Genomic DNA, 13,909 nt, shown 5'->3' with positions numbered 1-13,909 from the left:
ATTGTTGGTACTGGGAGATGCCGCGCCACATCTTCGGGGCGCAGCACGCTCAAACGTAACTCGCAGGTGAATCACAGAAAATGAGAGCTCCGTGAGAAACGCAATGCCGGCGCCCAGTACTCTGGGCAGGTGGCTGAACGAACCCGACTCTCGACGAGCGTTCTGCTCACCTGCGCGGCCATCGGCGTCGCGACCGGTGTGCTCGGCGGTGTCGCGGGCTGGATCACGTTCCCCGTTCTGGCGGCGGTGCCGATCGTGTACGGGTTCGTCCTCGGCGTGCACGTGCTGCCCGGGATCATCGCCCAGGAGCTCATGCGGCTGCCGTGGGTGGCGCTCATCACGCACCTCCTCGCCGCGCTCGTCGCGTCGGCGATGATGCCGCCGTACATCGGTCGCTTCCTCGGCACGGCGCTCCTCTTCGGCGCCATCCAGGAGGTCGTCGCCGCCCTGACCCGCTACCGCAGCTGGGCGCCCTGGCGGTTCTTCGTGTCGGGCGCGATCATCGGCGTGCTCGTCGCCGTCGTGGTGTTCTTCGCGGCCGACCTCGCCGCCCTGCCCGGCTGGGCCCAGGTCGCCTACCTCGCACTGTCGCTGCTGGGGCCCATCGCATGGACCGCCGTCGGCCTCGGGATCGGCGCGGGCCTCCGCCGCGCGGGGGTGGCACGGCGCAGCCGGGGCTGAGGCATCCGTCCCCCATCGCCCGGTCGCGCGCGCCCGCCGGCCGAGCGGTTGGCCGGGTGCAGTGCGGCCGGTAAGTTAGGGAAGGCTAAGTTTCCCTGACGATCGGATGCCCGTGTCCCCTGCCGTGCCGCTGCTGCGTGTGAGCGAGCTCGGCGTCACGCATGACGGCGAGGAGACGCCGGCACCGGCATCCGTCTCGTTCACCGTCGCCCCGGGCGAAGTCGTGCTGCTGCTGGGCCCCAGCGGCTCGGGCAAGTCGACGCTCACGCTGGCGCTCAACGGACTGATCCCGCACGCGGTGCCCGCCACCGTCACCGGGACGGTGGAGGTCGACGGCCTCGACACGCGCGACACCCCGGTGGCCGCGCTCAGCACCCGCGTCGGCATGGTCTTCCAAGACCCCGACGCGCAGCTCGTGACCGGCACGCTGCTCGACGAGGTGGCCTTCGGACCGGAGAATCTGCGGATGCCGGTGGCCGACGTCCTCGCTCGCGCCGAGGCGGCGCTGCGCCGGGTGGGCCTGTGGGACCGCCGCGCCGAGAACCCCGACCGCCTGTCGGGGGGCGGGCGGCAGCGCCTGGCCATCGCGTGCGCCCTCGCGATGGGCTCGCCGCTCCTCGTGCTCGACGAGCCCACGGCCAACCTCGACCCCGCGGGCATCGAGGAGGTCTATGCGGCGCTCGGCGACCTCGTCGCCGCCGGCGACCGCGCGATCCTGCTGGTCGAGCACAACCTCGACGCGGCGGTCGGCTTCGTCGATCGCGTCGTCGTGCTCGACCACGACGGGCGCCTCGCCGCCGACGGGACGGTGGACGACGTGCTGCGCGGCCGCGCCGGCGACCTGCACGAGATGGGCGTGTGGCTGCCGGTCTCGGCGATCGCGGCGCTCCGGCTGCGGCAGGCGGGCTTCACCCTCGACCCGCTGCCGCTCACCCCTGACGAACTGCGCGCGGCGCTCGACGCCGAGCCGGCGCCGGCCGGGCTCGCGAAGGCCGAGCCTGCGTCGGCCAGGCTCGCCGACGCCGAGCCGGCGTCCCGGTCGTCGAGCGAGCGAAGCGGGACGCAGCGCTCCGAGCCGACGCACGACGCGGACTCCACGCCCGAGCTCGCCCACCGGGATGAGGCCGCTCCCCTCATCACCGTCCGCGACCTTTTCCTGCGGCGCGGGCGAGCCGAGGTGCTGCACGGCATCGACCTCGCCGTGCCCCGCGGCGCGTTCGTCGCGGTGGTGGGCGCGAACGGCGCCGGCAAGACCACCCTCATCCAGGCGCTGGCCGGCGTGGTGACGCCCCCGAAGGGCAGCGTGCACATCGACGGCCTCGACGTGGGGCGCAGCGACGCCCGCACGCTCAGCCGGCGCGTCGGGTTCGTCTTCCAGAACCCCGAGCACCAGTTCATCGCGCACACGGTGTTCGACGAGATCGCGCACGGCCTGCGCCTGCAGCACCTGCCCGACGACAAGGTGCGGACGCGCACCGAGGCCCTGCTGGAGCGGTTCGGTCTGACGGCCAAGGCGGGCAGTCACCCCTTCCTGCTGTCGGGCGGGCAGAAGCGACGGCTCTCGGTGGGCACGGCGCTCGTCGCCGGCGCGCCGGTGCTGGTGCTCGACGAGCCGACGTTCGGCCAGGACCGCGCCCGCGCCGACGAGCTGCTGTCGCTGCTGGCGGAGCTCAACGCCGACGGCACCACGATCGTCGTGGTCACGCACGACATGCAGCTGGTCACCGACTACGCCGATCGCACCGTCGTGATGGCCGACGGCCGCGTGCTCGCCGACGGGCCGACCGCCGACATCTTCGCCGACGACGCCCTCATCGCCCGCGCGGGACTGCGCCCGCCGCCCCTGCGCCGCGCACTGCGAGGCGTGCAGCGGCATCCCGAGCTCTCCCGGGTCGCGCGCCTCGCCGACCTCCCGGGCGCGCCGGTCACGGCCGCCTCGTCTGCACAACTCCACAAGACCGTCGCGGAATCGCGCGAAACCGCCGATGTCACCCCCTCGAGCTCCGAATCCGTGGAGTTCAGCAGACGCCCGCACGCGACCCCGCACGCGAGGGGAGGCGCGGCATGAGCGACACCGCACCTCTCACCGCGGCCCCGGCCGCGCCGGCCGATCCCTACGCGCAGCGGGCCGCGGCATCCGCTCTCCGCTTCCTGTACGCGCTGAACCCGCTGGCCAAGCTCGCTGCGCCGTTGCCGGCGATGCTCGTGCTGGTGTTCGTACGGGATGCCGCGACCCCCGCCGCATTCCTCGCGCTGGCGTACGTCGTGCTGCTGGTCGGCGTGGACTTCACGCGCCGGCTCGCGGCGGTGCTGTTCCTGGCCATCCCGGCGAGCGCGGTCGCCATCGGGTTCGGGTTCTCGCTGTGGACCGACGCGTCGCGCGTGGACCAGTCCGTCGTGGTGTGGCAGATCGGCGGGTGGACGATGTACGGCGGGGCGCTCGAGGTCGGGTTCGCGACCGGACTGCGGCTCGCGGCCATCGTCGCGCTGACGCTCATCGCGGGCCTCTCGACCATCGGGCCCGACCTGGTGCGGGCCACCGTGCAGCAGCTGCGGGTGCCCTACCGCATCGGCTACACCGCGCTGGCGGCGTTCCGCTTCGTGCCGCGGTTCGGGCACGAGCTCGACGTGATCCGTCAGGCGCACCGCGTGCGCGGCGCCCACGGCGGCCGTGGGCCTTTCGCCGCGACCGCCCGCTGGTTCGGCTACATCGTGCCGCTCCTGGCCGGCGCGATCCGCCACGCCGAGCGCGTCGCGCTGGCGATGGACGCGCGCGCCTTCGGCGCCCACCCCGACCGCACCGAGCGGCACCTCGTGCCGTGGCGCGCCCGCGACACCGTGTTCGTCCTGGCCTTCTGGGCGGTGTCGGCCGTGCTGCTGATCGCACTGTTCCCGTGGGGTCTCGCGTGACCCCGACCCTCGCCCCCCACCCCGAAACGGAGCACTGACATGGCTCAGGCAAGCCGGCTGGTCAAACCCGAGACGCAGGGTCTCGTCCACCTCACGGTGCTGCGCACCGAGCGCCTCTCGCCGCACTGGATGCGCGTGACCCTGGGCGGCGGCGAGATCGACGGGTTCCACCCGATGGGCTACGACCAGTGGTTCCGCATCTTCCTGCCGCTGGGCGGCGACGAGGGGCTCGAGCGCCTGCCCGCCAAGGCCAACAAGATGTTCGGATACCTGAAGTACCTGCGCATCCCCGACGGGGTGCGGCCCGTGATGCGCAATTACACGGTGCGCGCCTATCGACCCGCCACCGCCGAGACGGGCGCCGAGATCGACGTCGACTTCGTGCTCCACGGCTCGGCGGCCGACGGCACGGCGGGCCCGGCATCGCGCTGGGCCGAGACGTGCGAGCCCGGCGAGAGCGTCGTCATCATCGACGAGGGCCTCGCCTTCAACCCCGAGCGGGGCGTGGACCGCGTCGTGCTGGTCGCCGACGAGACCGGTCTCCCCGCGATCGCCGGGATCTGCGCGGCGCTGCCCGCCGACGCCACCGGCCTCGCGATCGTCGAGGTGCCCTCGGCCGAGGACGCGCTGGACTTCGTGCACCCGGCCGGCGTCGCGGTCCAGTGGATCGTGCGCGACCACGACGTCAAGCCGGGCACGCCCGCCCTCCAGGCGCTGCGCGACGCCGCGCTGCCGCCGGCGCCCTTCCACGCCTACCTCGTCGGCGAGCAGGCGCTCCCGACGGACGGCCGCCGCCACCTCGTCGGCGAGCGCGGCGTGGCGAAGGAGCTCGTGAGCTTCTGCGGCTACTGGCGCGTCGGTGCCGCCTCACCCGCGCCCAAGTCGCAGCGCGTCACCGCCGAGGCGCACTCGTGAGCCGCGCGACGACCGCCTATCTGCTCACGTGCGCCGCGATCGGCGTGGCGGGCGGCGTGATGCTCTGGGGCGCGACGGCGCTGTCGACGGTGCTGTTCGCCGTCGTGCCGTTCATCTCGGTCGCCCTCGCGGGCCTGTGGCTGCTGCCCGCCGTCGTGGCGCTGCGGCTCATCGAGCGCCCGTTGGCGGGCCTCCTGGTCGGCCTCATCTCGGGCCTCGTGGTGTTCCCCTACCTCGCGACGAACCTCTGGTGGTCGTTCTTCGCCGAGCTGCCGTTCCTCATCGTGCTGTACCGCTCCTGGCGCACGTGGCAGTACTACGCCGGCGCGGCCTTCGTCGGGGTGCTCTACCCGGTGCTCGCGGCGGTGTCGTTCGACCTGTGGTCGATGACGCTCGGCGCACAGGTCGGCTTCTTCGCCCTCTCGGTCGCGAGCTGCCTGGCCGGCACCGCGCTCGGCATCCTCATCGCCGATCGGCTGCGCAGGGCCGGTGTCGCCAAGCTCGCGCGCCGCGGCGGACTCGCGGGCCGCGGACTCGGGCGCGGCAGCGGCCCGGCCGGCCAGCACTGACACACCGAAGACGACGGATGCCGCGACCCGGCGCCTCGGCAGAGGCTCGGGTCGCGGCATCCGTCATCGAACGGGGCATCGCGTCCCCGTCGCATCAGGTCTCGATACGGCTCGTTCCTCGCCTACTCGACCTTGACCCGCGACGCGTCAACGCTTCCCGGCGATCTGGCGGCCGACGATCTCGCGCATGATCTCGTTCGTGCCGCCGTAGATGCGGTGGACGCGGGCGTCGAGGAACGCACGGGCGATCGGGTACTCGGTGATGTAGCCGTAGCCGCCGTGCAGCTGCACGCAGGTGTCGAGGATCTCCCACTCGCGCTCGGTGGTCCAGAACTTGACCTTCGCGGCCTCTTCGGCCGACAGGTTGCCGTCCTTGTAGGCCAGCAGCGCGCGGTCGAGGTACGCCCACATGACGTCGACGGTGGTGGCGACATCGGCCAGCTTGAAGCGCGTGTTCTGGAAGTCGATGATCCGGTCGCCGAACGCCTCGCGGCTCTTCGTGTAGTCGACGGTCCACGCGAGGGCGGCCTGCGCTGCCGCACCGGCGGCGATGCCGATCGACAGACGCTCGAGGGGCAGGTTCATCATCAGCTGGATGAAGCCCTGGCCCTCCTTGCCGCTGATGAGGTTCTCTTCGGGCACGAAGACGTCGCTGAACGACAGCTCGGCGGTGTCGTGGCCATGCGAGCCCATCTTGTGCAGCTTCTTGCCGTGGTCGAAGCCGGCCATGCCGTTCTCGAGGATCAGCAGGCTGAAGGCGTCGGGGCGGTTGCCCTCGCCGGTCTTGACAAAGGTCACCACGATGTCGGCGGTCTTGCCCGACGAGATGAAGGTCTTGGCGCCATTGACGATGTAGCCGCCTTCGACGCGCTTGGCGGTGGTCTTGATGCCGCGCAGGTCGGAGCCCGCGCCCGGCTCGGTCATGGCGAGGGCGCCGAGCACCTCACCGGTGGCCATGCGGGGCAGCCACTTCTCCTTCTGCTCCTGCGTGCCCATGTGCACGAGGTAGGGGACGGCGAGGTCGTCCTGGATGCCGAAGGCCCCGGCGAGCGAGCCCGCGCCGGCACCGATGACCTCTTCGTTCACGATCGTGCGGAAGCGGTAGTCCTGCAGCATGCCCGCGCCGCCGAACTCCTCCGGCACGCTGAGGCCGATGATGCCCGCCTCACCGGCGGCGAGCATGGTCGCGCGGTCGATCTCGCCGTCGGCGTCCCACTGGTCGCGCTTCTCGCTCGTCGCGTAGCGCTTGATGAACTCCCTGACGACGTCGCGGAACGCCTCGTGGTCCTCGTCGTAGATGTCGCGCTCCATTGTGCGCCTTCCTCTCGTTGCTCCCGCTTCGCGCAGCGGTCGAGTCTGCGGAGACGCTCCCCGGCTGGAATTGCATCTCACGGCATATGGTACTCAGTTTCAGTCGAACGGATGCCGCGAACCCGGGGCGGCCGGATCTCGCGACCTCTGCGCGCGCGGCGTCAGCCCAGGTAGTCGGGAGCCGGTCCGAGACCGAAGAAGTCCTCGAGCGAGGTCCAGCCGCCGTCGTGATACGCCTTCGCCAGCTCGGGACCGACGTAACGCAGGTGCCAGGGCTCGGGCAGGTAGCCCGTGACCGGTGTCGCCCCGTCGACGTAGCGCACGATCCAGCCGTGCTCCCACGCGTGCTCGGCCACCCATTGCCCCTGCGGCGTCGCGGCGAGCCCGTCCAGCGAGCCGCACGCGCCGGCGCACGCGACGACGTCGGCACCCAGGCCCAGCTGGTGCTCGCTGAAGCCGGGCCGCGCGCTGACCTGGTCGGCGCCGTCGCCGCGCTCGGCGACGTGCCGGCCGTAGGTCTCCTGCTGGGTCTGGTACGAGCGGAAGCCGCTCTCGAGCGCGATCTCGCCGACGCCGGAGGCGAGCGCGGCCGCCGCGAGCGACGAGAGAGCGGATGCCGCGTCCGACCGCAGTGCGCCTCCTTCGACGTTGCGCACCCCGTCCGGGAGGACGAGCCCGACGGGCCGGTAGTCGATGGGGCTGGCCGGGCGGGCCTTGTCGACCACGGCCCAGACGCGCGAGGAGTCCCCGAGGTCGACGCACGACGCGCGACCCTCGACCACGGCGGCGCGGAAGGCCTCGCCGCCACCCGCCGCGACGATCGCCGCCTCGTCGGCGCCGGTCTGCAGCGCCGAGACGACGTCGGGGAGCGTGCAGATGTCGGCGGCGGGCGGCGACTGCTGCACGTCGGGAACCGGAAGCTGCTCGACCGCAGGGAGCTGCGCGCTCAGCGAGGTCGCGGCACCGGTCGGGTCGCCCGCCGCCGGGGGCAGCATCATGGCGGTCATCGCCGCCGACCCCACCAGCAGCGCCCCGCCCGTCACGAGCCCGGCGACGACCGCGAGCCGCCGGGTCAGTCGCCGCGGCTGTGCGTGACGGACCGGCGGCGCATGCTCGTCGACCTCGAGCATCTCGGCCGCCCGCGCCGCGCGCCGCTCGCCGAGCTTCCGGTGCGTCTCGCGCGCCGCACGACCGCGCGGGCGCACGCGCGGCGGAGCCGGGGCGGTCGCGCCGGAGGTGCGCCCGACGGGGGCGGCGGCATGCACGCGCAGCTCGGGCGGCAGCGCCGAGGGAGAGGCACCGGCCGCCGACGCCGGCGCGAAGTCGTCGGTCGGCAGTTCGAACGAGACGACGTCGGCCGGAGCTGCCGGCTCCTGCGTCCGGGCACGCCGTTCGGCCTCTTCGCGCATCGCTCGGGCGGCGCGACGAGTCTCGGGGGCGGCTCGGGGGGTAGCGAGCCCGCCAGGCTCCGTCACGTCAGCCATTCTGACCCGATCAGCCTGATTTGGCCAGGCGAGCAGCCTCCGTTCGGGCGGTGTTCTATCGCAGGGGCGGTCAGCCTTGACTTAAGTTCGAAGCTTTGTTCTCATGGAACCATGCGGTGGCAGGGGCAGGAACTCGGAGTGGCGGATGCCGCAGCCCTGCCCGGCATGGAACAGCTGAACGGGCTGGTGCGATCGGTGACGACGCCCGAGTTCGCCGGCGTCACCTTCCACGAGGTGCTCTGCAAGTCGGCGCTCAATCACGTGCCCAGCGCCTCGGCCATGCCGTTCGACTGGACCGTGAACCCGTACCGCGGATGCAGCCATGCCTGCGTTTACTGCTATGCCCGGGGGACGCACGAGTACCTCGAGCTCGACGCGGGCCGGGACTTCGACACGCAGGTCGTCGTCAAGGTCAATGTGGCCGACGTGCTCGAGAAGGAGCTGCGACGGGGCACGTGGCAGCGCGAGCCCGTGATGCTCGGCACCAACACCGATCCGTATCAGCGGGCCGAAGGCCGCTACAAGCTCATGCCGGGGATCATGTCGGCGCTGACCGAGTCGGGCACGCCCTTCTCGATCCTCACGAAGGGCACGCTGCTGCGGCGGGATCTGCCGCTGCTGACGGATGCCGCAGAACAGGTCCCCGTGACGATCGCGATGTCGATCGCCGTGTTCGACGACGAACTGCAGCACCTCGTCGAACCCGGCACGCCGAACGCGACCGCACGCCTGGAGACGGTACGTGCGGCGACCGAGGCGGGCTTCCGGGTCACCGTGTTCCTGATGCCGATCATCCCGCACCTCACCGACTCGATCGCGGCCATCGACTATGCACTGACCCGCATCAAGGAGGCGGGCGCGGTGCGCGTGGTCTACGGCGCTCTTCACCTCCGACCGGGCGCGAAGCAGTGGTTCCTGCAGTGGATCGCCGAGCGGCACCCCGAGCTGGTGTCGTCGTACCGCGGGCTCTATCCGGGTGCGACCGCCTACGCGCCGAAGGCCTACCGCACGTGGCTGGCGCGGCGCGTGCAGCCACTGCTTCGTGTACACGGGCTCAACGGACGGGCGGAGGACGAGACGCCCCGCGGAACGCCCGTCGCGGGGCTGGCCGACCGCGTCGACGCGCGCAGCCAGCCGCCGATCGTCACCACCTCGCGCGGGCGCGCGGCCGCGACGTCGCTGCGGATGGCCGCGGCGCGTCCCACGACGGCGGGCGAGGCATCCGCCCGTCTCTTCTGATCGAGGGAACCACCCCGAACCGCACCTCGACGACCGGGGCTCAGGCCGCGGTCGTGACGACCCCCGGCCCGTCGAGCCGTGCGACGGGGGCCGGTGTGCGCACCGGCGCCTCGAGGTGCGCGAGCACCGCGTCGAGCACGACGTCGGACGCCAGGATCCGGTTGTGACCGAGCCCTGTGGTGGGCAGCATCCGCGCCCCGTGGTTCGCCGCCACGATGCGGCCGGCCTCGGCGAACGGCACCACGCGATCGCCGTCGTCGTGCGCGACCAGCAGAGGCACCCCCGCAGGAAGCGGGCGCCGCACGCTCGAGAGCCACGCGAACGGGTCGGACTCCCCGGGGAAGTAGCGCTCGACGAAGCGCTCGCGCATGCGCGCCGACACACCGTCGGAGTAGCGGAGCATCGCCTGGAACTGGCTGAGCAGCAGATCGGCGTCCGCGGGCGCCGCGATCGTCACGACCCGTTCGGAGACGGTTCCGCCGGCGACGCCGACGAGGGTCGCGAGTCCGCCGAACGAGTGGCCGACCATGCCCTCGAAGGCGCCGTGGCGCTCTTGCAGGGCGGCGAACACGTCGAGCCAGTCGACGAGGTACGTGCGGCGTCCGGCCGAGGAGCCGTGGGCCGGCGCATCGAACGCGACGACGCGGAACCCCGAGGCCACGAGCTCGCGCACGAGCACGGCGAACTGGCTCGCCCGGCCGCTCCAGCCGTGCGCGAGCACGACCGTGCGAGACCCCGCACCCCACTCGTACGTCTCCACGTCGACGCCCCGACGGTCGACCCCGGGAATGCGCACGGTACGGCGGCGTGCCCGCGACATCGTCGGCTCGTCGTCGGCGTGAACGGGACGAGGCCTCGCGACGTACGCGAAGAGCGGCATCGCGACGGCAGCGCCCCACCGGGGCGAGACCGCCGCCGCAAGCCGCACGGAAGCACCGGCGGTGGCGAGTGCGAGATCCATGATGGGCTCCGATCGGAAGAATACGAACGATCGTACTTATAAATACGAACGATCGTACGGTAACCTCGGGGTGTGGCACAAGCATCGATCGATCGGCGGCGTCTGCGCGGCGACGAGTCACGTCGCGCCGTGCTCGCTCACGCCGTCGACACCGCCACCGTCGAGGGGCTCGACGGCCTCACGATCGGCCGCCTGGCCGAAGCGTCCGGGCACAGCAAGAGCGGGATCGCGACCCTCTTCGGCTCGAAGGAACAGCTGCAGCTCGCGGTCGTCGCGGCGGCGCGCGAGGTCTTCATCGACCGGGTCGTGGCCCCCGCTCGCGCGCGGACGTCGCGCGGGCTCATCCGTGTCTGCGCGCTGCTCGCGGACTGGCTCGCCTACTCGCGTGATCGCGTCTTCCGCGGCGGCTGCTTCTTCGCGGGCACGTCCGTCGAGTTCGACGCCAAGCCCGGCGCCGTGCGCGACGCCATCGTCGCGGCCTCCGGCGAGTGGGAGGACTACCTCACCCTCAGCATCGAGCACGCCATGGCCGCCGGCGAGCTGCCCCTGCTCGACGACGCGCGCCAGCTCACATTCGAGATGGTCTCCTTCCTCGAGGCCGCCAACACGCGTTCGCTGCTCCACGCCAGCGCGGAGCCGTACCGCCGCGCCGAGACGGCGCTCCGGTCACGGCTCACCGCCCTCGGCGCCGACCCGGCGCTCGTCGCGTCGATCGGCGCCTCCTCGGCCTGATCGCCCCGGCGGCGAGCGGATGCCGGGGCCCCGGCATCCGCTCTCTTCCCCCGCTCGCCCGGCTCAGCCCGCCGGGATCGCCGCCCGGATCGCCGCGGCATACGCCACGTAGCCGGATGCCGTCGGATGGAACCCGTTGGTGGTACTGAGCCAGCTCCAGTCGTTGATCCAGGGCGCCGTGCTGCCCACGCCGTGGCCGGCGAAGTCGTCCTCGACGTCGACGAAGACGGCGCCGTTCGCGACGGCCACCCGCTCGATCACATCATTGAGCGCGACCGTCTGGTCGTTGACCTCGTCCGCCCACGAGTACTTGGGGTTCACGCCGCTCGCGTTCTCCCAGAACAGGAGCGGGTAGCCGGCGACCACGACGCGCGCGGCAGGCGCCTTGGCGCGGATCGCCGTGATCACGCCGGCGACGTTCGCCGCGAACGCGTCGGAGGCGGCGATCGCGGAGCCGGCCGCGATCTTCGACGCGCATGTGGAGTTCGGCAGCACGAAGCAGTTCTGCATCACGTCGGCGAACCCGACGTCGTTGCCGCCGACCGTCACGGTGACCAGCGCGGCACCGGCCGGCACCGCCCCGGTCTGAGCGACCACGGCGGCCGTGTTCGCGCCGGAGCAGGCGACGAACGTCGACAGCAGCTTGTCGGCATCGGCGTCGAGCAGCTTCGGATAGCTCTTGGAGCTGCGGTAGCACGACGTGTCGAGGTAGCTGCCGGCGCCCACGCCCGCCGCGAACGAGTCGCCGACGGCCGCATAGACCGGCTCGGTGGTGCCACCTCCCCCGCCACCGCCTCCGCCGCCCTTGCCCCCGCCGTTGCCGCCTCCGGGGCCACTCGGCTTCGCCGCGACGACCGCTCCGCCTCCGGCAGCCTCGGCGGGCGCCGCCACCGCGACGAGGGCCACGGCCAGGAAGACAGCGATCAGTGCCGCGATGGATGCGCGTCCGCGCGCGTGCGCGCGCACCAACGATCCGCTCATCGGAAACCCCCAGTCTGTTCGACTCCCCAGCCGATTCGACGCCGTCGTCGATGGACACAGCTATACCACTGTCCCCGCGGCACGGAAAGAGGGCCGGTCGCCGCCGATCGCGGCACGGCAGGCGAGGCCGGCCCCGCACGCCACGACGGGCGCCCCCGAGGGGACGCCCGTCGTGCCCGCGATGCGCGCGGTCAGCGCTTCCAGGGGCCGTGCTTGGCGCCCGGCACGTCGTTGCGGCTCCACCACTGCGCGGTGTAGGTCACGCCGTCGTGGATGACCTGGTCGCCCTTGACGTAGATGGTGTCGGGGTACCAGGCCTGCACGGTGGCCGGGTCGACGCCGCAGGCGGTGAGCGTGCTCCACGGCCCGCGCACCGACGCCCCGGGCTGGTCGCCCTTGGCGTACCACTGCGCCTCGAACACGCGCCCGTCGAGGAAGACCAGCTCGCCCCCGCGATACGTCGTCTGCGCGTTCCAGGGCTGGGCTGCGGCATCCGGCGTCGTCGCACACTGCAGACCCGCAGAACCGGCGACCGGACCTGGCGCGGCGGCGCGGAGCACCTCGGCCGAGGCGGTCGGCAGATCGCCCGCCACGTCGTTGCCGACCTCCCAGAAGTCGACCCCGCCGAGACCCTTCGAGATCGCCCACGCGGTCTTCTCGGCCACCGCCACCTCGTCGTCGAACGACCAGAACTCGCCCGCTGCGGCGTCATAGCCCCACGTGGCATCGAACCGGCCGTCGGCCGTGTACTCGTGGTGGATGTCGAGGTCGCGCTGCTTCAGCTGGTCCCACGTGATCTGCCCGATGCCGCCGCCTGCCGCGGTCCAGGGCGCGGGTTCGGCATCCCGCCAGCCCTGCCCGTAGGCGGCGAGCCCGAGGTTCAGCTGGGCGGGATCGACTCCCGCGTTGACATACGACGCGAGCACGGTGTCCAGGCCCAGGCCCCAGTTGTGGGCGGGGTCGCCGTAGACGTTGCCCTGGTGTCCGGTCTCGGCCGTCCACGAGCCCCACAGGTCGTAGCCCTGCAGGTTGGCGTAGTCGAGGTACTCGAAGAGCTCCGGATCGTTCCAGCCGCCCGCGGCGATCTGGGTGGGGCCGGCCGGGAGGAAGGCGGAGAGCTCGTAGTCCCTGCCGGTCTCGCCCTCCACGGCGTCGAGCTGCGCGCGCAGCTCCTTGACGAAGGCCAGGAAGTTCGCCTTGTCGTTGACCGGGTCGACGCTGTTGCCGACCTCCTGAGCCCAGTCCGGGGCGCCCGGCCACTCCCAGTCGAGGTCGAACCCGTCGAACACCCCGGCCGCGGCGCCCGGGCCGCCGCGCCCGTCGATCACGGGGAGGTTGCCGCGGATGTACAGGTCGATGCACGAAGCGGCGAGGGCCGAGCGCCGCTCGGGGGTGGCCACCGCCTTCGAGAAGGACTTCGACCACGACCAGCCGCCGAGCGACACGTTCACCTTGAGATCGGGGTAGAGCCGCTTCAGCTGGGCGAGCTGATTGAAGTTGCCGGCGAGCTTCTGCTTCTTCGTGTCGGCGATGCCGAGCACCGACTGCTCCGCGGTGAACGCGTGCACGAAGTCGCTGTCGGCGTCGCCGGCCGTGTCGGTCTGGCCCGGCCCCGGGGCAGGGGTGTCGGAGATGAAGCACGTGTACGGCTCCACTCTGTCGAGCCCCTTCGTGCCGGCAGCGCGTGCCGCGTCGAGGGCGGTCTGGTCGCCGGCGATGTTGCCGAACGAGTAGTTGAGATGGGTGAGTGTCGCCCCGGCGCTGCCGTCCACGAACAGCCGCTCGATGGTGGCCTGTGCCTCACCGGTCGCTCGCCACTGGCCGTAGTAGCCGACGTTGCGATAGCCGTTCAGGGTGGTGGTGGGCGTCGCGTCGTCGGCGGCCGCGAGGGCCGGCGGTGCTGCGACGAACCCGACGGCGAGCGCGCCGGCGACGGCGGCGGCGAGGGCGGGGAGTCTCCGGGATCGCCCGGACGGTTGTTGCTTCGACACACAAGCTCCTTCGGTTGTGAGGGGGGAGGCATCCGAGTCGCCAATTAGGTAAGCGTCCTAACAAATACCCGATGTCCATTCTGGCATCGCACCCCTGCCCGCCGAAAGCCCCGGAAGCCGCGGCCACCCCTCTGG

Annotated in this window: 12 protein-coding genes; 7 read left to right on the top strand and 5 right to left on the bottom strand. The window is 72.1% G+C overall.

What is annotated here, in order from left to right; translation table 11 throughout:
- The first annotated feature begins 129 nt into the window (after positions 1-129).
- The 5 genes from R8Z57_RS16345 to R8Z57_RS16325 all read left to right on the top strand — a co-directional run bounded on the left by R8Z57_RS16345 (position 130) and on the right by R8Z57_RS16325 (position 5,075).
- Positions 130-681, top strand: a complete 552-nt coding sequence (locus tag R8Z57_RS16345) for an ECF transporter S component (RefSeq protein WP_318354845.1) — start codon at positions 130-132, stop codon at positions 679-681.
- A gap of 106 nt (positions 682-787) precedes the next feature.
- A complete protein-coding gene (locus tag R8Z57_RS16340) occupies positions 788-2,749 on the top strand; it encodes an ABC transporter ATP-binding protein (RefSeq protein WP_318354844.1) in 1,962 nt (653 codons plus the stop codon).
- Complete coding sequence (locus R8Z57_RS16335; RefSeq protein ID WP_318354843.1) at positions 2,746-3,591, top strand: energy-coupling factor transporter transmembrane component T; 846 nt, start codon at positions 2,746-2,748, stop codon at positions 3,589-3,591. The genes R8Z57_RS16340 and R8Z57_RS16335 overlap by 4 nt, the downstream gene beginning before the upstream one ends.
- A gap of 39 nt (positions 3,592-3,630) precedes the next feature.
- Entirely contained in the window at positions 3,631-4,506 is an 876-nt protein-coding gene (locus R8Z57_RS16330; protein WP_318354842.1) for a siderophore-interacting protein, read from the top strand.
- Positions 4,503-5,075 (top strand): ECF transporter S component, encoded by a 573-nt coding sequence (locus R8Z57_RS16325; protein ID WP_318354841.1) that lies wholly within the window; start codon positions 4,503-4,505, stop codon positions 5,073-5,075. Before R8Z57_RS16330 ends, R8Z57_RS16325 begins: the two co-directional genes overlap by 4 nt.
- Before the next feature lie 147 nt (positions 5,076-5,222).
- Here R8Z57_RS16325 and R8Z57_RS16320 read toward each other — a convergent pair whose 3' ends face one another.
- Entirely contained in the window at positions 5,223-6,386 is a 1,164-nt protein-coding gene (locus R8Z57_RS16320) for an acyl-CoA dehydrogenase family protein (RefSeq protein ID WP_318354840.1), read from the bottom strand.
- A 161-nt stretch (positions 6,387-6,547) separates the two neighbouring features.
- Positions 6,548-7,861 (bottom strand): D-alanyl-D-alanine carboxypeptidase family protein, encoded by a 1,314-nt coding sequence (locus R8Z57_RS16315; RefSeq protein WP_318354839.1) that lies wholly within the window; start codon positions 7,859-7,861, stop codon positions 6,548-6,550.
- 120 nt (positions 7,862-7,981) lie between these two features.
- On the opposite strand from R8Z57_RS16315, the gene R8Z57_RS16310 reads away from it, so the two are divergent.
- Positions 7,982-9,109 (top strand): Rv2578c family radical SAM protein, encoded by a 1,128-nt coding sequence (locus R8Z57_RS16310; protein WP_318354838.1) that lies wholly within the window; start codon positions 7,982-7,984, stop codon positions 9,107-9,109.
- Positions 9,110-9,149: 40 nt separating this feature from the next.
- Here R8Z57_RS16310 and R8Z57_RS16305 read toward each other — a convergent pair whose 3' ends face one another.
- On the bottom strand, positions 9,150-10,070 hold the full coding sequence (locus R8Z57_RS16305) for an alpha/beta hydrolase (protein ID WP_318354837.1): 921 nt from the start codon (positions 10,068-10,070) through the stop codon (positions 9,150-9,152).
- Positions 10,071-10,142: 72 nt separating this feature from the next.
- Between R8Z57_RS16305 and R8Z57_RS16300 the strand changes: the two genes are divergently transcribed.
- Complete coding sequence (locus R8Z57_RS16300; RefSeq protein ID WP_318354836.1) at positions 10,143-10,802, top strand: TetR/AcrR family transcriptional regulator; 660 nt, start codon at positions 10,143-10,145, stop codon at positions 10,800-10,802.
- Positions 10,803-10,865: 63 nt separating this feature from the next.
- Here the strand turns inward: R8Z57_RS16300 and R8Z57_RS16295 are convergent, their stop codons facing one another.
- Both R8Z57_RS16295 and R8Z57_RS16290 read right to left on the bottom strand, forming a co-directional pair.
- On the bottom strand, positions 10,866-11,783 hold the full coding sequence (locus R8Z57_RS16295) for an SGNH/GDSL hydrolase family protein (protein WP_318354835.1): 918 nt from the start codon (positions 11,781-11,783) through the stop codon (positions 10,866-10,868).
- Positions 11,784-11,974: 191 nt separating this feature from the next.
- A complete protein-coding gene (locus R8Z57_RS16290) occupies positions 11,975-13,774 on the bottom strand; it encodes a glycosyl hydrolase family 18 protein (protein ID WP_318354834.1) in 1,800 nt (599 codons plus the stop codon).
- Positions 13,775-13,909: the final 135 nt, after the last annotated feature.

The sequence above is a fragment of the Microbacterium sp. M3 genome (genome assembly GCF_033548675.1).
Classification (GTDB): Bacteria; Actinomycetota; Actinomycetes; order Actinomycetales; family Microbacteriaceae; genus Microbacterium; species Microbacterium arthrosphaerae.
This window is presented reverse-complemented; position numbering and strand designations above follow the sequence as displayed.